Raw genomic sequence first — 23,463 nt, 5'->3', positions numbered from 1 at the left:
ACATATAGTAACATATTTAGTTGCAAAATAAAAACATATTTTCAAATTGATTTTTTTGAAAATCGAAATTATCTACATTTTTTATTCTCTTACACAAATATTGTTATAATCTCACCTATTATCTTGTCGTTATTTTAAAATAACTTTACACACGTAACATAACAAAAGCCATCCAAGATAATTAGATGGCTTTTGTATGTTACTCTATCGTTTCAACTTCACGTGGATTTTTCATCTCTTCCACATATACAACTCTAAATCCGTGATCTTCTAAATCTTTCAATAATGTCTCTAATTCACCGTCGTTAAACTCTTCTCCTAATGTAAACATAATTCTACGAACTAATAAGGCATCATTATCAAAAGTCATCAAACTTTGAATACCAGTGTATTTCTTTAAAACTGTCGATAACTTTTGGATTGCTCCATTATAGTCTTGCGTTCCAATCATGACAGAGTATTTACTAGAGTGAACGCCCCATGCATCCTCTAATAACTCAAAAACTTTTTTATGCGTTAAAATTCCAAGGAAAACCCCTTTTTCGTCAACTACTGATAAATAAGGCAGTTTTTTTATTGTAAAAAATACTTTAAAGAAAGAAGAATCTTCTCTCACAAACCCTTCTTTATCGTTTAATAATTGCATTACACTCTCGTCAAGTGATCCTTTATATTCTAAAATATCTACTTTATATATATTTCCTAAAAATTTCTCTTTTTTTTCATCTAAAACTGGTACACAACGATACCCCGTTTTATTTAAATGCTCTAACGCTTCCCCTATCGTAATCGAACTTGAGCACAGTAAAACTTCCCTTTTCGGCACGTAATTCCCTTTAATCCTCATAAAAAGCCTCCTTATGTTAAAATACTTTCTGTGCCATAACTATATTATATTTTCAGAAAAAAATAAATGATTTATTTTATTTTTCTGAAAATTATTCATTTTCTTGTCATAATTTATTCATGAATCCTTCACTTGCACTTTCTTCAGCATCCAAAACCCTCCTTTTGAATTCTGAATCACTTCAATGTATCATTGTACGGACCTAATTGTTTTTTAGAAAAGTAATGATTTGTCTCCTTACTTTTCATTAACATATTTCCTTTTATAATTAAAAAATAGGTAGCTATTAGAAAGTAGATCCCCCCAAATAACCAATCCAAATTTGTAGCCAGATTGTGTAAAAGAATATATCTCATATATACATAACCAATTGGAACATGTAGTAATACAACCGCACCTAATCCCGGATTATATATTGTTTTAGCTTTTATATTCGCAAAAATACCATGCCATATGAATTGAAAAAATCCCATTAAAATAGGTGCCAACCCAAGCCATATTATATTTTGAAAGAAAACCGGGAGTAAATAAAAAACATACGCAATCAAAATATTTATTACCATAGCAGATTGCGTATTTAATGGATAGCGATCTGGTATATCACTTTTAAATATAACTACATTAAACAGACCAGCAAAATAACCTGGCCAACGATACTCTTCAAATTGATGCACTAAAATGGCCACAAAACTTAACCCTAACAGTACTTTTATTTCACTCATTTCTCCCAAATTCGCGACTAAACAAACAACGACAACAATAGCAACAACTAACCCTATATCACACCAATGCTTTCTAAAGAAACTAGCCACCTCTATCACCCACTATCTCAATTTTTATAAAAATAGCGTTCAAATAGGAAATCAATCTGTTTTTCTACAGATGGTACTTTTATATCTGCCCCTGATTCGAGAATTGGCATCATTAATGTAGGAAGAAAAACGGATCCAAATATTTGCACCGTCATCATCATTAAAATTTCCTGATCCGTTTCATTTGTTATCTCGCTCAAAATATTCTTCACTTTACTGAACCCTAGCCTCTTCAAAAAATCCCCATATTCGTATTGAGATATAAATACCGTAGTTCCCATTGCAATAATCTTCCTAACTAACTCCGGATATTGCCGAATTACTAGTACATAATCCAATAAAAATATTTTTAATCTTTCTTTTGCTGGCACTGTAATATTATCTAAAATAGAAAAAGTGCCTTGAAAGCTAATTAATAAAACTCTAATCGCCTCACTAATTAACTTTTCTTTTGAACCAAAATGGTAATTTACTAGCGCTATATTTACATCTGACAATGCTGCAATTTTTCTTATCGTTATCTTTTCAAAACCTTCTTTTTTAATTAATTCCAATGTTGTATTTAAAATCTTTTCTTTCGTTGATACGTTTTCATTCCCCCCCAATTTATCTCCCCCTCTAGAATTTATCAGTTAAACAACGATTTAAACATCGTTTAATTTTATGGTATCACTTTCCAATTTTAAAAATCTATTTAATCCTTTCGACATTTCCCTACATTCTCTTCATTCCATACAAAAAGCTTGAAAATGCAAAACTGTTCACGCTTTTTGTATTTGTACTGTTACATACCAGTTTCTGCTTTATATTCCACACATAAAATAGATTTCTAAATACAATTTAAAATTATCCATATGCCAATACATGAAGAAAAATATATTGTAACTTGCTCCAAAAACGGCTAAAATAAGAATAAGAATTTTCTGAATATTCCAAGAGTAGGTGGTTTATATGTCCTTATTACGCTCACATATATGTAAATTTATAATTGGTGTTATTGTTATTTTTGCCATAAGTCCTATTCCAGCTCTTTTTATTACACACAATTACTCTTATCAAAATGGATTTATTAGCATTTTTCAAAACTTCGCACAGCTTTCTTCTATATCAATTCCAAAGGTTGATTGGATGCTTGAATCTATCTTTTTCTCAGCAAATCAAATGATACATACTTCTAATCATTCAACACCATTATTCCCTTACATATGGGAAATATATTTTATATCGATTGTTCGTTTTACTTTTACCCTTGCGATCGGATTTTTCATAAGTTTGGGTATCGGCCATTTATTTTTCAAAGTACCTAACTCGTTTAAAAAGTTTACTACTGTATTGAATTGGATACCTTACTCTTTTTGCACTGTAGTATTACAATGTTCAGTCTTATTACTACTTCTATACGTCGCACAATTTATAAACCTTCCTTACTACTCATCTTTTATCATCGTATGTAGTACTTCCATGATTATCGTTATGCAAGCAGTAAAAAAATGGATTCCTTTCTTGAAAAACACAAATGAATATGAAATAAAACATGATTCTTTTCTTGTGGATACATTGTTTTTGGCGCTTACTTCGAATCATAAATCAATTTTAGGTTCCATTATTCTTTCATTCGTTTTTATGGAATGCGTTTTTCATGCAAGTGGACTGTTACAATTTATCGTTCAATTTGGCGAAAATTCACCCATAATTGTTACAATCGGCTTATTACTACTCTATATCCCATATAGCATACTTTCTTTCCTTCAAACACTATGGACCACAAACTACTCCAAGCAACAGTCATACACTTTAACGAGAAGTGTTCCAAAACCTTAATTGAAATAACCCTCTATAATCTAAAAGTAGGGGGTTATTCCTTTTGTATAGCGGACAAAATAACAGCAAATTCAAAAACTATTACAGAAACATACCAATATTTACCCTTTTCCTTTGACTATTCTTTTCATTTGGATTTATTATAAAAGTATAACATAATTGCAGGAGGTGACATCTTTATTCCAAACCTTGGAATGGAGAACACACTTGGACATATTAAATATTTTTCTCATCTTTGTACTTATTCTTATTTCTGGCTTTTTCGTTGCATCAGAATTCGCTGTTGTAAAAGTACGAAAAAGTCGAATTGACCAACTTGCAAATGAAGGTAATAAACAAGCTTTAGCTGCAAGAAGTGTCCTATCTAATTTAGATGTTTATTTATCAGCTTGTCAGCTCGGAATTACGATTACTTCTTTAGGGCTTGGTTGGCTTGGTGAACCGACTGTGGAACATATACTACGACCGCTCTTTGAAAAAATTAATATTACTGGAACAATGGCTAACACTTTATCTTTTGTTATTGCTTTTAGTGTTATTACATTTTTCCACGTTGTATTAGGTGAGTTAGTTCCAAAGTCTTTCGCAATTCAAAAAGCAGAAGCAATCACACTCAAATTTGCAAAACCACTTATTTTATTTGATAAAATTATGTATCCATTTATTTGGTTACTCAATAGTGCAGCTATATTTTTCACAAAACTACTCGGATTAGAACCTGCCAAAGAAAATGAACTTGCTCATTCTGAAGAGGAATTGCGACTCATTTTAGGTGAAAGTTTTAAAAGCGGTGAAATAAACCAAACCGAATATAAATATGTAAATAACATTTTTGAATTTGATGATCGAGTTGCGAAAGAAATTATGGTTCCTCGTACCGAAATGATTTGCTTATCTACTGAAAATACGTTAGAAGAAAATATGGATATCGTCGCAACTGAAAAATATACACGCTATCCAATCATTGAAAAAGATAAAGATGATATCATCGGGATGATCAATACGAAAGAAGTATTCCATGATCAAACGAAAGGTATTTATAAACCACTTGAATCTTATATACATCCTGTTTTAACAGTATTTGAAACAGTTCCAATTCGTAAAACGTTAGTCCATCTTCAAAAAAATCGCGTTCAGATGGCAATCGTTATGGATGAATATGGTGGCACTGCCGGACTTTTAACGATGGAAGATATTCTTGAAGAAATCATTGGAGAAATTCAAGATGAATTCGATGCGGATGAATCACCTATGATTGAAAAGCGTACACCTAAGCTTACTGTTTTAGATGGAAAGGTGCTCATTTCTGAAGTAAATGATATGTTTGGCCTACATATTGATGATAGTGATTTAGATACAATTGGAGGATGGCTTCTCTCTCAAGCAGTTGACTTAAATATTGAAGCTGGTTATTCCATTGAATATGCTGGTTTTCAATTTAAAGTATTAGAACTTGATGGACATCAAGTCAAAAAAGTTGCTGTACATAAACTAGATATTAAAAAGGAGCTATAAAGTGACTGTTTTATTAACAATTTGTATCATTGCCTGTTTCCTTGTTTCATTTCTCGCCTTTATTTATCCCATTATCCCTGGCATACTTGCTGTCTGGGCTGGATATTTAATTTACCATTTCGGTATAAATGGAGGAGAATTAACAACTTCTTTTTGGATTATTCAAGTCATTTTCACTCTTTTCATTTTCGTTGCTGATTTTATTGCAAATGGATATTTCTTAAAAAAATACGGTAGTTCTAAATGGGGCGAACGTGTCGGAATGATTTCTATCATTGTCGGATCGTTCTTCTTCCCACCATTCGGACTTATTATCATACCGTTCTTGTCAGTATTTATAACAGAACTAGTGCATAAAAAAGCGCCAAAAGATGCCTTTCTAGTTGGAGTCGCTACTGTAGTTGGTTTTTTAAGCAGTACAGTAGCGAAAGCAATTCTCCAAATCATTATGATTGTCATCTTCTTGTGTTATATCATCTTTTAACCATCCCGACTTCGGGATGGTTTTTTAATATGCAATACCTACTCGACTATTTTCATATATGTTTTTCTTACATAGATCCCATGCAAAGTGTGCTGTATCACCCACTGTAATTTTTGATCCACCTTCTGGCAATATATCTTTTTCAGTTCGATATACCTCTGTCGCCTCACCGTCTATTAAATGTGTCGGACAAACAACTGTCCAACATAAATTATTACTATTACTTAGTACCTTATATGCAGCCAAATGATCTTCTGCTGCTGTTGTCGTTTTCCTTTTTGATTCCGTTGATTGAAAACGATATAAATTTAGATCCGTTCTTGCTTGTAAAATACCAGCTGTTCCTATTGTTATGATCTTATGAATCCCTTCTTCTTCCATTTGGTTAATAATTTGTGGCATACTCTTCGCTAATGTTCCATTTTGATCCGTTCCAAGTGCACTAATTACTATATCGCTTCCTTCTATCGCTTTTTTTATATCATTTTCGTTCAGTACATTACCTTCTATCACTCGTAACCTTTCATGTTGTATTTCTATTCTATTTAAATCACGCGCTAATGCAGTCACTTCAGCTGAATCCTTTAATGCTAAATTAATTATGTTTGAACCTACTCGTCCTGTTGCTCCCAATATACATACTTTCATTTGTTTTCCCCCTCTTTCATTCTCTTTCTATTTTTCAATATTATCAATCAATTTACAACAAAAAAGCTTCCTCATATATGAGAGGAAGCTTTATTATTACTTTATTTCTTCTCTTTAGAATCAGTAGACTTCTCGGTTCCGCTTGTTTCTTTATCCTTTTTGTCCTCTTGTTGTGTTGTTGTGTCGTCTTCTTTCTTCTTGTCCTCACCTTTACTACAACCTACCATTAATAAAGAACTTGCAAGTGCCATAGCAGTTAATGATTTAACCCATTTGTTCATTTGCGTTTCCTCCCTGTGATAGAATATGTACAACCTCATATTACTCTCTATTTTTAAAGGAGAGATTGAAAAACAGTAAATATACGGTAAATTTTTGTAAATTTTCTGATAACAAAACCTAATTTAAATTTATATATTTCATTTCCAATCGATACACAATAAAACTAGTTTTTTTCTCTAAATGGACATAAAAAAACTAAGGCGCATACCATTCCGCCTTAGTTTCTCATGCAAACTTTTCATTTTCATATAGATGTGTAATCTTATATTCCTTCTTCATAACATATTGCCACACACTATAAGCGTAACGGTTCATTTTCAGGAAACAATTTTCCAAAAATGAGCGGAACTCCGGATTAGCAACTTCCACTGCAACTTGAGCAAACTTTAGAGCTAATCGTTTTAAGTGCGCAATATAACATGTTGCAATATGAATATCCCCTGTATATTTACTAACTGTTTCCTTTTCCATTTCACGCAAACCAAACTCCGTTGTTTCACAGGTTATATGCTGCACATTCTCTCCTTCTTGAAAATTTACTTGTTCATTATATGCTTGTAACATATATGGTAAATGGTGCTGTAATAGATTTTTTAATTCTTCGTCTCTGACCTTTCCAGCATACTCTCCAACCTTGTATATTAGCATATAACTATATCTCATTAATTCTTTCATACAATCCATGAAAGTGCCTCCCTTCTCTAGGGTCTATATGTTATAAATATGATGCTAAAACATTCGCTATTCTTGCTAAAAACCAATCCCATCTACTAATTTTCTCAAAATCTTCTTCAGAAAATCGTTTTGATTTATGAAAGTCTACCTTTAATCGACTCCATACTTCATCAACAACTGTTTTATCATATATGATACAGTTAGACTCACAATTTAAATAAAAACTTCTATTATCAAAATTCGCTGTCCCAATATCAACAATTTCTCCATCAATGATTGTTACTTTCCCATGAAAAAATCCATTTCGATATTGATAAATCTCCGCTCCAGCATGTAACATATCTTTCAAATATGGATAGGCAGCTTGTTTTAACAATATGGCATCACTTTTAAATGGCACGAGAATTTTCACATTAACACCACGATTTAATGCAGCTTTTAACTCTTTCACCATTTCTTTACTTGGTACAAAATATGGTGTAGCAATAATTAAAGACTTTTTAGCCTTTTTTAAAAGTGCCCCATACTTTTCCCATAAGCCTTTTCCATTTGAAAATAAATATTGATATTTTACATTCCCTAATGTCGGTATACTTTCATGTATAGGCATTTTTTCTCCTGTATCTTCTTTCCAATCTTCGGCGAACTTTCTTTCCATATCCGCTGCACCCTCACCATGGATGCGCACGTGATAATCACGCCATGGCCCAAACTTCGGATCTTGTCCAAGGTACTCCTTCCCGATATTAAAACCACCGACGTATGATACCTTTCCATCTATCGTAACAATACGTCTATGATTTCGTTGATGCAAAGAATAGAAAACATTTTTCAGTTTCGGTTTTTTACTAAATGTAAACTTCACACCGTTTTCCTTTAATCGACTAATTACCTTTTTCTTCAGCTTATATCCACCTATCCGATCGACTGACAATTTCACTTCTACTCCACTAGATGCTTTTTTCTCTAATAACTGTAAAAACTCTTGGCTTATTTCATCTTTTCCTACAATATAAAAATGGATATATATATACTTTTCTGCTTCGTTTATATCCTCAAATAATTTTCTATATAACTCTTCACCGTTCGTATATAGTTGAAATTCACCTAATCGAACTTGTCCTAATTCATATTCACTAGCCATTTCCTTCCCCATTTCCACATCGATGTTCATCCAAATGAATACACCTATTAAACAAAGAATTATAGCGAAAAAGTGCTTCATGGATAAATTCCTTTCTCCACTTACTGTTATTTCTATATCTTCCCTTTTTTATTACATTATCATTCAAGAAAATATGTCATTGCATGATATATGTCCATATCAAACAATAGCTCATTTGCATATTGTATGTTGTATCTTAAAATAAAAGGAGGAAATAACAATGGGCTTCGCACATGGTAATGGATTTGCGCTATTAGTCGTATTATTTATCCTCTTAATCATCGTCGGTGCTGCTTGCTTCTGCTAAGTAGCTACTGTCATATGATATGTGGATGAAAAAACTATAAAAGCGGACACCTATTTTTAGGTGTCCGCTTTTCATTTTAAAACCATTTCCGCCTGCTATTGTAACTTAAATGGCTAAACATTCATCTCAAAAGGTTAACAATGTAGCTACTTTCTTACTCTCTGCCTTACGTATATGACGCTGTTCTGCACGTAACACAGCAATACGATGTAATTCTTTCTCTTCTTCTGTTTCAGGGATAACACGCGGTACAGGAACTGGATTATTTTCCTTACTAAGTGCCACAAAAGTAACGAATGACGTTGCCGCTATACGCTTCTCACCTGAAATTAAATCTTCAGCCACTACCTTCACAAACACTTCCATCGAAGTTCTTCCCGTCCAAATTACGAAAGATTCATAACTTACACAATCTGAAGAACGAACAGGATGTAAGAAATCGACCCAGTCCATAGATGCTGTGACACATTCCTTTCTCGAATGTCTGGATGCTGAAATAGAAGCAACCATATCCATCTCCGCTAATATCTTCCCACCAAATAGCGTGTTATGATCATTTAAATCTGTTGGGAAGACTCGGCTCGTTTTGAACACCCTTGACTCATTGGCTGTTTTCCCCTTTACTTCTGTCATTGTTATCACCCCTTTAATGATTTATCCCTAATACTTCAATAATCACTATACTAAATGAACTACACGTTTAATATTAACAACATTCAGAACTTTTAGTCCACAAAAAAGAACCGATTTTATCAATCGGCTCCTCTAAATACATATTGTTCTTTCGGCTGTTCAACTTTATTCCATTTTGTTACTTCTAATACAGGAATATTCGCATGAAACGGCTGATAAAACTCAGTAGTTATCTCTCCTTCTACTTGAATCCAGTCATCATTATTCCACTCTACACCTTCTGGTTTTTTCACTAACATACCATACACACCAGAATCTGCTACGCAATGTATAATACCGAAACGGAATAAGAAGTATTGTTCTTTTTTAGAAGAATCATCTCTAAAAACAAACCCTTTAAAAGATAATTTTTTCCCAGTAAACTCGCCAGGATAATTATAAATTGTTTCCATACCCTTTAGGAAGTCTTCGTCTTTCAAATTAATATTATCCTTCGTAACAAACTCTTTCTTCCCTTTTTCCATTACACCGCGGTATCCTTCTTTCCCGTAATAAATGCTCGTATCAGGTCTTAGGAATTGTCTTGTCATAAATGGATCCTTACTTTCTGCTTGTGCAACAGGAAAGTGAAATCCTTTCGCTTTAACAATATCCGAATCTAACGTCGCAATTGGGAAAAATAACCCTGAGATAATTGGAAAACAAAACAATGAGTACGAAAATGCTTTTTTCCACCATGTATTCTCATCTTTTGAATGATCATGCCCACAATGGCTATGGTCACAACTACAATCATTTTTCTCTTTTTCCTTTTGATGCTCTTTTTGGAAAACGACGATAATTTGTACAATCGTCAAGAAACCTAAAATAATTGCTGCTGTTGTTGATAAATAGGCATACTTCATATTGATATACTTCGTAATGTTCCCGGAAATATGAAGCTGCGCAATTAATATTGTAAAACCTAATAATATATATGCTCGAAACATAACCTACCACCCCATCGCATAAATGAGTAGTGAGCTTGCATAAACAACAAGAGTAACTGTAACTGTAACAACAATTACAAATTTCGTTTTAAATGTCGCAAGCATCATAAACATATTTTTAATATCCACCATCGGTCCGTAAACGAGGAACGCGACAAGTGAAGCTGTTGAAAACGTACTTTGGAACGAAGAAGCGATAAATGCATCTGCCTCTGAACAAAGTGATAAAATGTAAGCAAGTCCCATCATAACAGCTGATGAAGAAAACGGACCTTGTCCAATAGCAAGAAGTGTTGAAGTTTGTACAAACGTTTGTACCGCTGCTGCAATTAACGCACCTAGTACTAAATATTTTCCCATCGAGAAAAATTCCTCAACAGCGTGTGTACATACATCCCACATTTTTTTACGTAACGGACGCTTATTATTCACTTCTGGGAAGTGATTATCTCTTAATTGATGTTCTTTAAACATAAAGGATAATATAATTCCAACGATAATTGCTACGATAATCGCTACAATAGAACGATACCATACCATGTGCATACTACTCCCAAAGGCAACGTATGTTGCAAATAAAACAACTGGATTAATGATTGGCCCAGTTAACATAAATGCAATACCCGCATATGGCGGAACCCCTTTTCCGATTAATCGTCTTACAATCGGAACAATTCCACATTCACAACCTGGAAACAACATGCCTAAAAAAGTAGCTAATAAAACAGACAGAAATCGGTTCTTCGGCATCCATTTAGCCACCATATCTTCTGTCACGAACATTTGAATGAATCCTGAAATAAATACACCAATTAGCACAAACGGAAGTGCTTCGATCAATATGGAGATAAAAATTGTATTCATTTGCAGGAATGCTTTCGGTAATTGAAACAATTCCATGATGTATTTCCTCCAACTTTTCATTAACAATATGTAATTTTAACCCCATTTCATTAATTGGACAAGGATTATATGGCATACATACCCTTTATATACATTACATTGTACAAGTTATATTCTATTCAAAATTTGAGATTTCATAGCAAAAAAGCTGCTCTAGCGTAGTTATATAACTATGCTAGAGCAGCTTTCTTATCGTTAAAAGTAACGTTTCTTCCAAAAAACAAAAGCTAACGTGAAAGATAGTGTTACACATATGATGAGTACAATTACAAAACCATGGGCTTCCCCTTCAAACGGAACCTTTACGTTCATTCCAAAGAAACTAGAAACCATCGTCGGTAAAGATAAAATGATCGTAATTGACGTTAACAATTTCATAACACTATTTAAATTATTTGATATAACGGAGCTAAAAGTATTCATCATTCCGCTTAAAATGTGACTATATATTTCCGCCATTTCAATAGCCTGTTTATTTTCAATTAATACATCTTCTAATAAATCTTGATCGTCTTCATACATTTTTAAAAATGTACTATTACGCATTAACTTTTGAATTACAATTTTATTAGCCTTTAATGACGTTGTAAAGTATACTAAACTTTTCTCAAGGCCCAATAATGTGAAAATCTCTTTATTTTTCATTGACTGATTTAATTGATGCTCTAAATCAATTGTTTTTCGATTTATTTGCTTTAAGTATCTTAAATAATAAGTAGAAATCGTATATAAGAGCTGAAGTGCAAAGCGTGTCTTCTTAAACGTATAAAATTCTTTAATACGTTGATTAATAAAACGTTCAAAAATTGGATTTTCTTCTAAGCAGATTGTAACAAAACAATCCGGCATCACAATCATACCTATTGGGATCGTGTCATAAATCGAATTTCCTTCTTCGTCATGTCTAACTGTCGGAATATCCACGATAATTAAAGTATTATTGTCTTCCTTTTCAATACGAGAGCGTTCTTCATCATCCAAAGGGTCTTTAATGAAATCTAAGTCTACATTTAAAGTTTGTACTAGATATTGAATTTCTTCTTCTGTTGGATGAAGTACATTAATCCAGCACCCCTTTTGCATTTCCTCAATCTCTTGTAGTTTTCCGTTTCGGTCTGTTAAATATATATTTAACATACTATCACCCCGATTCTTTTTACATGTAGGAATCTACCTCTCTTAAATAACAGTTTTTAAACCGCCATTCTCAGCATATGAAACATACGTTTAAATTTCAATAGAAAAATTATTTTGAAAACGTTTTTATAAGAAAAAAATTATAAAATGAAACTTTAATCAGTGGGGGCTTCATCCCCCACTGATTATCAGCCCTCATCAATCGGGCTTTTACGGGCTGCCCGACCCCGACCTAACTTATTTGCTTTCGCTGAATTTTGAAGTCGGGATCTTACTGCGCGGAAAATAGCGAGATAAACATAGAAAAAGACAGAGTGCTCTCTGCCTTAAAAGCTTATGTTGCCTTTATAACATATTTAGAAAGCATCCACAAGTTAAACCCGACTGAAATCGTATAGCCCGCGTATGTTGAAATGATAAAACTTACATAATCGAAATACGGAAGCAATACAATATTTAAAACTATCTTCACAATAATTCCAATCACTAATCCTAGTACCGTCTTCTGCTGTTGATTGATTCCTTGTAGCATAGCAGCCGTTACTGTAAAAAGAGAAAATAGTATGCAAGCAGGAGCATAATACTGTAAAATGATTCTCCCCATCTCTGGATCATTTCCAGCACCGAATAAAAGAGTATATACAGGCTTGGCTAACACCATCATTCCAATTGCCGCCGGTACCGTAATCGCTACTACTAATACATTTGTTCTCGTAAAATGTTTGTACAATAGTTTCGTATTTCCTGCTGTGTAAGCTTTCGTCATCTCTGGTACAAGAGACATACTAAAAGCTGTCGCAACGGATACCGGGATGAGCACAACCATTTGAACAAGACCAATTATCGCATTAATTTTTTCCGCTTCTCCTTGCATATACCCTATTTGTATAAGTAGCTTATTAATTGTAAATGTATCAATCGTCTGATACAACGGAATTGCTAAGCCCACCACAACAAAGGGAATAGAATATGTAAAGAGCTCCTTATACAATGAGAAAAAAGATTTTGTTGTTTGTGGTATACTTTCGATCTCTTTTTTCTTTAAGTGCCTTCTCCTTCTTATATAATACGCACTTAGAACGGTTAATCCACCTATAGCACCCATAAATGCCCCAAACGTTGAAATACCAACCGCTAGCGAGACAGAAGCTTTTAAAACATATAAAACGACAAAGCTTCCTATTAGAATAGTTAAGACTCGAAAAAATTGCTCTACAACGACACTTAATGCAGAAGGTCCCATCGACTGGAACCCTTGAAAGAAGCCCCTTAATAAACTCATTACCGGTACAAGTATCAACGCAAAACTTACAATTTGAATATTATTTGTGACCGCTACTACACTATTTCCCGTTTGATCATTTCCATCGATTACAAGTTTAGCTAAATGTGGAGCTAGCATATATAAAGCAAAACACGAAATTACTCCCATTATAAACATAAACACAATTCCACTTTTCAATACTCTCTTAACCGTATGATAGTCATTCAGTTGATCATATTTTGATACCATCTTTGAAACAGCTAGCGGTAATCCCATCGTTGCTATGCTGAGCATGATGGTATAAGGGCGATATGCATATGTGTATAGAACGTAACCACTCGTACCGACCATCGCTGTAAATGGTATAACATATATAAACCCTAACATTTTTGATATCATCGTTGCCATCGTTAAAAATATCGTTCCACGTATAAACGGTGACCCTTTCATCACATTCCTCCGCTACGCTTTATTATTACACATTATGGACAACTCCTTTTCTTTAGAACCGAAACAAACAAAAAAAGCCAATGAACTATCATTGACTTTAGCGTGTTGTTTTTTTCTTTTTCAAATATTTTAAACCGAAGTATAGAGCAATAAAAAGAACCGCTCCTATAATTATGTAATGTGTGTAATCAGATGCATACTCTTTAATTTGTCGCCAATTCCCACCAAGTTTTTCACCTAAGTATATAAATAGAATTGACCATGGAATGATCGCTACAACCGTATAAAGTGTAAATAGTTTTAATGGCATCTTAGCTAGTCCTGCTGGAATAGAGATCGCATGACGTACTACTGGGATAAAGCGCGCAGAAAATATTACGCCTGCTCCATAACGCTTAAACCAACCTTCCGCTATGTCTAAATGGTGTTTATTAATAAGTAGATATTTCCCATATTTCTCTACAACCGGACGCCCTCCGTAGTATCCAAGCCAGTATAAAAAGATTTGCGCTAAAGTACCACCAATAGTTCCGGCGATAACTGCACCAACAAAACTAATTTTACCATCCGCTACTAAAAACCCAGCATAAGAAAGTACAATTTCACTTGGGATTACTTCAATCATTAAAGCAAGAGCTACTCCAAAGTACCCTAAGCTTGCAAAAAATTGCAATAACTGATCTATTATGTTTGCTAACATGTTCTTTTTTATCTCCTTTTTTCTTCACATACCATCCCATTATTACATAAAGGCTGCAATCTGCCAATATCTTCATTTTAACAATATGTACAATTCAAGCAGGATCAATCTATTAATTTCTCTTTCTGCGGGTCTTTCATGTAGGCAAACATCTCTTTAATTTGGTCTTCTGTATTTCTAGCAATTGATAAATTAGGCAATTCATTTTCACAAAAAAACTCCACCTCTTCTGTTTCGATGCTAGTTTTCTTTTCTCCACCAATAATCTCGCATCCAATGAAAATCTTATATACATGCGTCGCCGATGGAGATGGTTGATGTTTTTCTTTATCAAATATAGATAATAACTTAAAACGATCTACTTCATATCCTGTCTCTTCTAAAACTTCTTTCGCTGCAACTTCGGTTGGCGTATAACCGACATCAGCCCATCCACCTGGCAATGCCCATTTCCCATCACTTTTTTCTTTCACGAATAATAGCTTTTCATTTTGAAAAACAACTGCTCTTATATCAACTTTAGGTGTTTGATAGCCTGTCTCACTTGCAAATAATTTCTCTACGACTTCCCAATCTGTTTTCGTGTAATGTGACATCATTGAAATAGAAATATCTCGTAATTGCTGGAAACGCTCAATATCATACACATCCTTAGAATACGTTAAACCCGCTTGAGCTATAGATTGTATTTGTTTTACCCAATCAATCCATTTAATCGTCATATATCCGCATCCCCATTCTCTATCAAAGATATTATTTCATTTTTATTGATACATCTTTATTATACAAAAAAAAGAGATTGATAACGTTTCAATCTCTTTCAAAATTAATCCAATTCATGTAAGTGGTCTTGTATATACTTTCTTCTTTTATTTATATATTCATAAATCATATCAGCCTCTTGATCAAATGTTTCTAATTTTTCTTTCATATATGGATCTTGTAGTAAATATGGACGAATCAATTCACACAACCCTTCTACTTTCGGTCTCATAAACGAAACTGTAAATTGGTCTTCTAATATTTCTTCTAAAATACTTCGATACTGCTTTCTAAATACAGGTATGTCTAACAATCTTGCACTTAACGTGTTATACCCTTGAATACGAATATATTCATGATTAAGTGGTCTCCCTTGTACATCTCGCCCCCAAGTCGCATCATAATCCCACGGTATAACTTCAAATAAATTTGTTTCATCATTATGATATAGTGCATAGTTATGAACGAAACCATCAAAGTTTTGCGTAAAAATAACTCCTGCTAACCATCGTAAATATTTATCGACATGTAGAAACTTCCCAATCTCTTTTTCATAGGCTTCCCTCGTCAAAGTATTCGCTTGAAATACAAATTCACTCAGTTGTTCTTCACTATTTTTATTCGAATATTTAAATTCATAACCCGCAAAGAGCTCTGTCTTAACATCTTTATCTCGCTCACTCATTAATGAAAAATTTGCATCATCATCTATCGCATAATAAATAGAACCACTCGGTAATCCTCTATTTTTCAAAAAGTTTTCATCAACCGATTCCAACTGTAAATATACACCTTGAATTTGACCATTAATTTTTATAAATACATGTTGTGACTTTGGTGAAAGTACACCAATGTCATGAAAAAAGTCTAGCGATAATTTATTTCGTATGAGAGACGGATCCATAAACTCAGAATTCAAATGAAACTCTTTCGCGCCTTGAAATTTTTTTGGTTTATAAAACATAACATGATAAGACTTTTTCTCAAATTCACGAATATGAGCCCCACGGTATACGATATCAATGTCATACTTCTTTTTTCCATAAGTTAATTTTGCTGGCACTGGACTATCTGACCAAATGTCTTTTTTCAATTCCACTAAGTACATTGGATGAACAAAAAAATCATATGAAGGCAGCATGTTTTCTCATCCCTTCTCAGTTCTCTTCCTTCAATGTATGCGCCTTGTCTTGTCCATACATCCGCTATCATCTATTTATAGAAAATTACACTCTTGTCCTGTTCAGAAAGACTTCATCTCTCATATCATGTTAAGGAAAAAGAATACCTTTTCAACTTAATACATGATAAGGAGGATTTCTATGAAACGTGATATTAGAAAAGCTGTTGAAGAAATCAAAAGTGCTGGGATGGAGGATTTCTTACACCAAGATCCAAGTACTTTTGAATGCGATGATGATAAATTCTCTCATCATAAATGTACTACAGACTGTAAATGTACTACAGGGCGTAAATGTCCAAGAACAAGATGTACTCGCGTGAAACATTGTACTTTCGTTACAAAATGTACGCATGTAAAAAAATGGACATTTGTTACGAAATGTACTCGTGTACGTGTTCAAAAATGGACGTTTGTTACGAAAGTGACACGTAGAAAAGAATGCGTTTTAGTTACAAAACGTACTCGCAGAAAACATTGCACTTTCGTTACAAAATGCATACGCTTTGAAAAGAAATTTTTCTGGACAAAACGAAGTTTCTGTAAAAAATGCGAATTCTTCCCTAACAGACACGGTCACTCTTGCGATGATTCATGGGATCATGGTAAAGACTGTCACGATGGCGGACACAAATTCCCATCTTGCAAAAATAAGAAATTCGATCACTTCTGGTATAAAAAACGTAACTGCTAGTTTTTATGCCACCAAAAAAGGCCGCCAAGCGGCCTTTTTTACATTCATTGAAAGTGACTTATGTCTGCAAATTGTTTCACTTTACCTTTACCATCTTCAAATTCTATTATGCTCAAACTGGCACTATGCATAAATGGATCATTCCATACATTTTCTATTTCAATTCCCGCAAAATACCCTACAAGTAATTTTGCTGCTGCCGCATGAGAAACAATCAATATATTTTGTCCTTTATGCTTTTCTAAAAGAAGCCTTATCCCTGCAATTACTCTTTCATAAACCGCCTCAAAATTTTCTCCTGATGTTGACTGAAAAAGATGTGGCTCATTCCAAAATAGATGTACTTCTTCTGGAAATTGCTTTTCTATATCCGCGATTGTTTGTCCTTCCCATATACCCATGTTGATTTCATAGAAATGCTCATCCGCTATAATGGGTATATCACGTTCCCCCTTTATTAACTCTGCCGTATGAAGTGTTCTTTCGCTCGGACTACTATAGATCGCATGGATTGGTAAATCTTTCATTCGATTCCCTAATTGTTTCGCCTGAACTATACCATTTTCAGTTAAAGCAGAATTTTTCCGTCCTTGCATTCGTTTCGCTACATTCCACTCTGTTTCACCATGCCTTGTTACATATATAGTTGTTTTCATTTCTTACTCCCCCTCACCATTTTGGTCGTAATTCCCACGGTTCAATTCTCCCTACAATCCACTCCGCTCGTTTACTTTCAATCCCTTTTATAACTCCATCAGCTATCTCTTCATGAGTAAGCCATCTTCCATATGTATCTTCTAAAATAAAACCTAGAATAATTCTACGATAACTACATCGCGTACTCCCTATTTTTTGTGCAGGCATACGTGATGCTTTACTACCTAAAATATGAAATAAACTATATGTTTTAGACGACAAATCTACTTCTTTACAAATATTTGATAGTGCATGCTTTGCACTTGTGTGTACCCATGCAACAACTAATGTGATCGGACCATTTTTCTCAATTGTACTTTTAATAGCTAGCTTTACATCTTCATCATTATGATAATCTAACGAAAGGCATGTAATATTTTCTGGTGCAGAACTCATTCGCTTAACATTTTCTAATTTCACTTCATCTCGCCCGATAATAGAAACATAAAATCCTTTCTCACAAAGCCACATAGAAACTTTCTTTAGCATTCCTGTTCCACCAATTACAAGTGCATGCAAATACTATCCCTCCCTAGTAAAATGAAACTTTAATCAGCGGGGGGGGGGTTGTTCATCCCCCACTGATTATTAGCCCTCACCAATCGGGGGCTTACTGCCCGTTAATGCGGAATAAAATGTCATATGAGGTTTCTCATCTCTATAATAATTTAAACGGTCTTGCAGTGTCCCTGAGTGAAACTCAAATTTATGACCGTCAGGATCAACAAAGTATATAGATTCACAATCTCTGATATCACGTTCTCTTCCTTGTAAAATATGAACATCATTTTCTTCTAATCGCTGTATTAAACATTCAAAGTCTTCTCGTTCAATAGAAAATGCTATGTGCGTATAGGATTGATGAATCTCATTTCTCGGAATATGCGCCTCTTCATTAAGCGCTATCCATACTCCACATATGTTAAAATAAGCTAATTTGCTTCCTTTAACTAATAATTCTCCTTCTAATACTTTTTCATAAAACATAATAGAGTTTTCTAAATTAGATACCGAAAAACAAATATGATTGATTCCCCTTAACAACTATAATTCCTCCTTATACAAATAAAAGATGAGCGAAAATTCACTCATCTTTTATTATACTATTTTTTTGTAATATATGCCCATTTATAACTGAAGTCCCCACCAAACGTATGATTAGCAATACCTTTTACAAATGGCTTCTCTAAATAAGCTGTACTTTGTTGGTACGTAGGAGAAATTGCTGCGTCTTGACCAATTAAGATTTTTTCAGCTTCCGCAAGTGCATTCCAGCGTGCTTTATCATCTTTTAATAGCTCTCCTTTTGATTTCGCTACTAAATCATCATACTTCGGATTAGAATAATCCATTTCATTAAATGAGCTTCCAGTAACAAACATATCAATATAAGTCATTGGATCCGGATAATCAGGGCTCCATGCAGATAATGAGAATTCATATTGGAATTTCTTTTCTAAATCTAGCTTCTGCTTGTATGGTTGCTGTTTCAAATTCACTTTAATACCAGGCAAGTTTTTCTCTAGTTCTTCCTTAATAAAGTCGCCCACTTTTTTACGGCTACCGTTATCATCGTTTAGTAATTCAACCGTAATTGTATCTTGACCAAGCTCTTTCTTAGCTTCTTCCCATAATTTTTTTGCTTTCTCTGCATTATCTTTACTATCACGGAAATTTTTATTTACAGTACGGAAATCTTTTCCATCCGGACCTGTCGTGAATTTTTCAGGTACTAAGAAATATGCTGGCAATGAACCATCATTTAAAATAACATCAGCAATTCCTTTTTTATCATATGCTAGATCAATTGCTTCACGTACTTTTTGGTTTTTAAATGTTGCATTTTTTTGGTTAAAACGCAAGAAATACATACGTGGATCTAACTTCGTTTTAAATTCATCTGGCTTATTCTTTTTATATTTATCAACAAATTCAGAAGTTAAAATAACTCGATCTGCTTGATCACTATCATATAAATTTACTCCCGTGCTTGTTTCCTTCACAATACTTACATTAATTTCGTCTAACTTTACAGTATCTTTATCCCAATAATTAGGGTTTTTCTTCAATTGATAATTTTGTTCATGTTTCCATTGACTCATTGTAAATGGCCCATTATATACTAATTTATCTGCTTCTAATCCGTATTTATCTCCTTGCTCTTTCACATATTTTTCATTTAATGGGAAAAATGTAGGGAATGATGTAAGCTCAAGAAAATAAGGTGCTGGTTGCTCTAATTCTACTACCAACGTTTTATCATCCTTCGCTTTAACACCCAATTGATCTGATGGTAATTCTCCTTTATTTACTTTCTGTGCATTTTTCACATCAAATAAAATGAATGCATATTCTGCCGCTGTTGCTTTATCTAATGTACGTTGCCATGCATATACAAAATCTTGTGCTCGAACTGGATCACCATTTGACCATTTCGCATCACGCAATTCAAATGTATATGTCTTTTTATCTTCACTAATCTTCACATCTTTTGCCATGCCTGGTGTTGGTTTATTATCTTTATCTAGACGATATAAACCTTCCATTGCATTTACAAATACACGGAAAGATACAGAATCCGTTGATTTAGATGTATCCATTGAAGGAATTTCAGCTGTTTCTAGTAAATTTAAAACTTGTTTATCTGCCATTCCCTTATTCGATTCTTTCTTCGTTGTCGAAGCCTTCTCACCATTCCCACATCCTGCAACCAATACACTCGTCGTTAATGCAAGTGCAGCAATTGTTGTTGTCTTTCTCTTCATTCTTCCTTCCCCCAATCTATATGTATAAGTTAAATCCTATATAATATATTTTATTATACAAAAGATTCTGATTATTTTAAATATTTATTTTGACAAACATAAAAAAAGCGGTTAGAAATTTCCTTCCAACCGCTTTTTTGAATAGCATTTACTTGTAATCCATCCTCTATATCAAATGGATTTTGAACCTTAAATATTTCGTCCATCATCTTCAAAAACTCTTCTTCAGTTTTAGATTCACCATTAACCGTAAGTGAGTATGGTTCCACTTCACCCAATTTATAATCGACAACAAATTGAATCGCCACCTTTTGCCCTGGCACCTCGGCGTTATATCCTTGGAATTCTACTAATTCTAACCCTTCCGTTCCACGATAATATATCCAACCTGAATTTTGAAAATAATTTTCGAAAGATTCACCTATTGAAAAGAAAGGATATTCATAAAGCGAGCTTGTACGAACCTTTTGAATAACGTCTCGATCAGTCGGAAAAAAGAAATGACTAAAAAATATGCTAGCAACTGCTAAAATAGTAACAATTGTCGCTCCCATTTTGCTCGTTCCGCCACTATCATGAATGAGATAGTTTTCAACTGATTTATCTTTTATTTCTCTTGCTTTTATTCGGTATATACGTCTTTCCGCAAATTGATAGTATAATCCATTTGAAAAAATCCCCATTCCAAACAGAATAAAAATGAGTAATAAAAACGTAAGAGGCACCATATTAACGATTGGCAATGCTACATTAAATCCCATATAATACGAAAATGCATCACACGCTATTAATAACAACATAAATAAAGCAGCTGGTACATAATACTTACGATATCCTAGCCAGCCTATATTGAAAATAGTAGCCCAACCATTCCAGCTCCACCTAGCAATCCGCTTATTCTCAAGCTCCCATTTCCTTTTGTAATACGGATATTGTCTCCCTACATATACTTCTAGTTCTTTATCTATTAACGAGCTACCTTCATCTTGTTCATTATCCAAGTTTCGCTGACAACTTGCACAATTTAACTGTTCCTCCTCGCAAGGTTGCCCACAATTTATACATTTCAAAACAATCCCTCTTCCCATCCATACGTCATTTCAAAATACCTTCGTGTTTTAATAACCACTCTTTCCTCCATAAACCACCGGCATATCCAACAAGCTTTCCACTCTTTCCTATTACACGATGACATGGAACGATTATTGAAATTGGATTCCGACTATTTGCCCCTCCTATTGCCCGTACAGCTTTTGTATTTCCAACCTTCTCTGCAATATCCAAATATGAAGCACTTACGCCGTATGGAATAGTATAAAGTGCATCCCATACATTTTTTTGAAATGCTGTCCCCTCAGCAGACAGCGAAACCGTAAACTCTTTTCTTTTCCCTTTAAAATATTCATCTAACTCATTTATACATTGTTCTATCATTTCATTTTTATTTTCTTCTTGTCGTTCATCAACAAATATAACAGACGTAATTCCTTCTTGATTCGCTGTAATTTCAAGCAAACCTACTTCGCTTTCATAATAAGCCTGGTACATATGTCATCCTCCAATTCGGTTCATATTAGTCATTGTAACACGAATAAACAAAATTTTTCGTATAAGCGTTTTATTAGAGAAACAAAAAAGAGAATGGTAAAATATAAGAAAATTCAATCAAGGAGGCTATTTGATGAATTCCAAGCTTTTTTCACCTTATACAATTAAGAACGTTACACTAAAAAATCGTATCGTTATGTCACCTATGTGTATGTATTCATCGGGGAATGAGGATGGTAGCGTTACGAATTTTCATCTCATTCATTATGGAACTCGCGCTGCTGGCCAAGTAGGTTTAGTTATGGTTGAAGCAACTGCGGTGTTAGCTGAAGGACGAATTTCTAACAAAGACTTAGGCATTTGGGATGACAACCTAATTGAAGGCTTACATAAAACGACTACTTTTATACATGATAACGGTGCGAAAGTTGCCATTCAACTCGCTCACGCCGGAAGAAAAGCTGAATTAGATACGAATGCTTTCGCTCCTTCTGCAATTCCTTTTAATGATACGATGAAAATACCAGTAGAAATGAATATACAGCAAATCAAAGAGACTATATTAGCTTTTCAGAAGGCCGCGTTACGTTCAAAACAAGCCGGATTTGATGTTATCGAACTACATGGTGCTCACGGTTACCTTATTAATGAATTCCTATCACCACTTACTAATAAACGAACGGATGAATACGGCGGCTCACCTGAAAACCGATATCGTTTCTTACGCGAAATCATCGACTCTGTAAATGAAGTTTGGGACGGACCAATATTCGTTCGTATTTCAGCAAATGATTATCATCCTGACGGGCTTACAGTTCAAGATTATGTTCAGTATACAAAGTGGATGAAAGAACAGGGAATAGATTTAATCGATTGTAGTTCTGGTGCAGTTGTACCAGCACATATTGATGTGTATCCTGGTTACCAAGTACAATACGCCAAACATATTAAAGAGCATACTAAGATTGCAACTGGTGCAGTCGGATTGATTACGACTGGGTCACAAGCAGAGCAAATTTTAAATAATAACGAAGCAGATTTAATTTTCATCGGACGTGAATTACTTCGCAATCCGTACTTCCCAAGAATAGCGGCCAATGAACTTGGCTTTGAATTGCAAGAACCTCACCAATATAAGCGAGCACCAGGAAAAATTCATACGAATAAATAAAACCGAGAAGTCATT

General features: G+C 34.0%; 27 protein-coding genes. 6 read left to right on the top strand and 21 right to left on the bottom strand.

Annotation, left to right across the window (positions count from 1 at the left end; translation table 11 throughout):
* Positions 1-199: 199 nt before the first annotated feature.
* The 3 genes from cbpA to AC241_RS10365 form a co-directional block, all read right to left on the bottom strand.
* Positions 200-847: a cyclic di-AMP binding protein CbpA gene (gene cbpA, locus AC241_RS10375; protein ID WP_001220528.1), complete on the bottom strand. Its 648-nt coding sequence runs from the start codon at positions 845-847 to the stop codon at positions 200-202.
* Positions 848-1,023: 176 nt separating this feature from the next.
* Positions 1,024-1,668, bottom strand: a complete 645-nt coding sequence (locus AC241_RS10370) for an HXXEE domain-containing protein (RefSeq protein WP_016081948.1) — start codon at positions 1,666-1,668, stop codon at positions 1,024-1,026.
* 8 nt (positions 1,669-1,676) lie between these two features.
* Positions 1,677-2,264 carry a TetR/AcrR family transcriptional regulator gene (locus AC241_RS10365; RefSeq protein WP_043935059.1) on the bottom strand — a complete coding sequence of 196 codons (588 nt, stop codon included), beginning with the start codon at positions 2,262-2,264 and terminating at the stop codon, positions 1,677-1,679.
* A 346-nt stretch (positions 2,265-2,610) separates the two neighbouring features.
* On the opposite strand from AC241_RS10365, the gene AC241_RS10360 reads away from it, so the two are divergent.
* From AC241_RS10360 to AC241_RS10350, 3 genes are all read left to right on the top strand, one after another.
* Positions 2,611-3,480, top strand: coding sequence for a hypothetical protein (locus tag AC241_RS10360; protein ID WP_050843347.1), 870 nt, complete (start codon positions 2,611-2,613; stop codon positions 3,478-3,480).
* Between the two features lie 207 nt (positions 3,481-3,687).
* Positions 3,688-4,995, top strand: a complete 1,308-nt coding sequence (locus tag AC241_RS10355) for a hemolysin family protein (RefSeq protein ID WP_016081950.1) — start codon at positions 3,688-3,690, stop codon at positions 4,993-4,995.
* 1 nt (position 4,996) lies between these two features.
* Positions 4,997-5,479 carry a DUF456 domain-containing protein gene (locus AC241_RS10350; protein WP_000217336.1) on the top strand — a complete coding sequence of 161 codons (483 nt, stop codon included), beginning with the start codon at positions 4,997-4,999 and terminating at the stop codon, positions 5,477-5,479.
* A 24-nt stretch (positions 5,480-5,503) separates the two neighbouring features.
* Here AC241_RS10350 and AC241_RS10345 read toward each other — a convergent pair whose 3' ends face one another.
* From AC241_RS10345 to cls, 4 genes are all read right to left on the bottom strand, one after another.
* Complete coding sequence (locus AC241_RS10345) at positions 5,504-6,127, bottom strand: NAD(P)-dependent oxidoreductase (protein ID WP_016081952.1); 624 nt, start codon at positions 6,125-6,127, stop codon at positions 5,504-5,506.
* Between the two features lie 101 nt (positions 6,128-6,228).
* Complete coding sequence (locus AC241_RS10340; RefSeq protein ID WP_001045960.1) at positions 6,229-6,408, bottom strand: hypothetical protein; 180 nt, start codon at positions 6,406-6,408, stop codon at positions 6,229-6,231.
* A gap of 226 nt (positions 6,409-6,634) precedes the next feature.
* Entirely contained in the window at positions 6,635-7,093 is a 459-nt protein-coding gene (locus tag AC241_RS10335; protein WP_050843345.1) for a spore coat protein, read from the bottom strand.
* Positions 7,094-7,124: 31 nt separating this feature from the next.
* Complete coding sequence (gene cls, locus AC241_RS10330; protein ID WP_043935055.1) at positions 7,125-8,309, bottom strand: cardiolipin synthase; 1,185 nt, start codon at positions 8,307-8,309, stop codon at positions 7,125-7,127.
* 160 nt (positions 8,310-8,469) lie between these two features.
* On the opposite strand from cls, the gene AC241_RS32820 reads away from it, so the two are divergent.
* Entirely contained in the window at positions 8,470-8,556 is an 87-nt protein-coding gene (locus AC241_RS32820; RefSeq protein ID WP_000505094.1) for a YjcZ family sporulation protein, read from the top strand.
* Positions 8,557-8,682: 126 nt separating this feature from the next.
* Here AC241_RS32820 and AC241_RS10325 read toward each other — a convergent pair whose 3' ends face one another.
* From AC241_RS10325 to cotH, 8 genes are all read right to left on the bottom strand, one after another.
* Positions 8,683-9,189, bottom strand: a complete 507-nt coding sequence (locus AC241_RS10325; protein WP_000141164.1) for an acyl-CoA thioesterase — start codon at positions 9,187-9,189, stop codon at positions 8,683-8,685.
* Between the two features lie 119 nt (positions 9,190-9,308).
* Complete coding sequence (locus AC241_RS10320; RefSeq protein WP_000488059.1) at positions 9,309-10,178, bottom strand: TIGR03943 family putative permease subunit; 870 nt, start codon at positions 10,176-10,178, stop codon at positions 9,309-9,311.
* Positions 10,179-10,181: 3 nt separating this feature from the next.
* The gene (locus AC241_RS10315; protein WP_016081955.1) at positions 10,182-11,078 is read right to left on the bottom strand and encodes a permease; all 897 of its coding nucleotides are present in this window, start codon (positions 11,076-11,078) and stop codon (positions 10,182-10,184) included.
* Positions 11,079-11,276: 198 nt separating this feature from the next.
* A complete protein-coding gene (locus tag AC241_RS10310) occupies positions 11,277-12,218 on the bottom strand; it encodes a magnesium transporter CorA family protein (protein WP_000932389.1) in 942 nt (313 codons plus the stop codon).
* A gap of 334 nt (positions 12,219-12,552) precedes the next feature.
* Complete coding sequence (locus tag AC241_RS10305; RefSeq protein ID WP_043935053.1) at positions 12,553-13,932, bottom strand: putative polysaccharide biosynthesis protein; 1,380 nt, start codon at positions 13,930-13,932, stop codon at positions 12,553-12,555.
* A 97-nt stretch (positions 13,933-14,029) separates the two neighbouring features.
* Positions 14,030-14,632, bottom strand: a complete 603-nt coding sequence (gene uptA / locus AC241_RS10300) for an undecaprenyl phosphate transporter UptA (RefSeq protein WP_000880690.1) — start codon at positions 14,630-14,632, stop codon at positions 14,030-14,032.
* 104 nt (positions 14,633-14,736) lie between these two features.
* Positions 14,737-15,354, bottom strand: coding sequence for an NUDIX hydrolase N-terminal domain-containing protein (locus AC241_RS10295; protein ID WP_016081957.1), 618 nt, complete (start codon positions 15,352-15,354; stop codon positions 14,737-14,739).
* A gap of 104 nt (positions 15,355-15,458) precedes the next feature.
* Positions 15,459-16,535: a spore coat protein CotH gene (gene cotH, locus AC241_RS10290; protein WP_000937999.1), complete on the bottom strand. Its 1,077-nt coding sequence runs from the start codon at positions 16,533-16,535 to the stop codon at positions 15,459-15,461.
* A 181-nt stretch (positions 16,536-16,716) separates the two neighbouring features.
* Between cotH and exsB the strand changes: the two genes are divergently transcribed.
* Positions 16,717-17,268 carry an exosporium protein ExsB gene (gene exsB, locus AC241_RS10285; RefSeq protein WP_050843343.1) on the top strand — a complete coding sequence of 184 codons (552 nt, stop codon included), beginning with the start codon at positions 16,717-16,719 and terminating at the stop codon, positions 17,266-17,268.
* Positions 17,269-17,312: 44 nt separating this feature from the next.
* Here the strand turns inward: exsB and AC241_RS10280 are convergent, their stop codons facing one another.
* From AC241_RS10280 to AC241_RS10255, 6 genes are all read right to left on the bottom strand, one after another.
* Positions 17,313-17,924, bottom strand: a complete 612-nt coding sequence (locus tag AC241_RS10280) for a phosphoserine phosphatase 1 (protein ID WP_050843341.1) — start codon at positions 17,922-17,924, stop codon at positions 17,313-17,315.
* A 13-nt stretch (positions 17,925-17,937) separates the two neighbouring features.
* Positions 17,938-18,483, bottom strand: coding sequence for a short-chain dehydrogenase (locus AC241_RS10275; protein ID WP_016081960.1), 546 nt, complete (start codon positions 18,481-18,483; stop codon positions 17,938-17,940).
* 69 nt (positions 18,484-18,552) lie between these two features.
* Positions 18,553-19,008, bottom strand: a complete 456-nt coding sequence (gene fosB, locus AC241_RS10270) for a FosBx1 family fosfomycin resistance bacillithiol transferase (protein ID WP_016081961.1) — start codon at positions 19,006-19,008, stop codon at positions 18,553-18,555.
* A gap of 59 nt (positions 19,009-19,067) precedes the next feature.
* Complete coding sequence (locus tag AC241_RS10265) at positions 19,068-20,729, bottom strand: peptide ABC transporter substrate-binding protein (protein ID WP_016081962.1); 1,662 nt, start codon at positions 20,727-20,729, stop codon at positions 19,068-19,070.
* A 71-nt stretch (positions 20,730-20,800) separates the two neighbouring features.
* Positions 20,801-21,799, bottom strand: a complete 999-nt coding sequence (locus AC241_RS10260; protein WP_016081963.1) for a DUF2628 domain-containing protein — start codon at positions 21,797-21,799, stop codon at positions 20,801-20,803.
* A gap of 25 nt (positions 21,800-21,824) precedes the next feature.
* Entirely contained in the window at positions 21,825-22,277 is a 453-nt protein-coding gene (locus AC241_RS10255) for a methylated-DNA--[protein]-cysteine S-methyltransferase (RefSeq protein WP_016081964.1), read from the bottom strand.
* A gap of 133 nt (positions 22,278-22,410) precedes the next feature.
* Between AC241_RS10255 and namA the strand changes: the two genes are divergently transcribed.
* A complete protein-coding gene (gene namA, locus AC241_RS10250) occupies positions 22,411-23,448 on the top strand; it encodes an NADPH dehydrogenase NamA (RefSeq protein ID WP_016081965.1) in 1,038 nt (345 codons plus the stop codon).
* Positions 23,449-23,463 lie beyond the last annotated feature (15 nt).

The organism is Bacillus thuringiensis (assembly GCF_001182785.1).
GTDB classification, from domain to species: domain Bacteria; phylum Bacillota; class Bacilli; order Bacillales; family Bacillaceae_G; genus Bacillus_A; species Bacillus_A thuringiensis_S.
The sequence above is the reverse complement of the archived record's forward strand: the minus strand, read 5'-3'. Positions and strand labels throughout refer to the sequence as shown.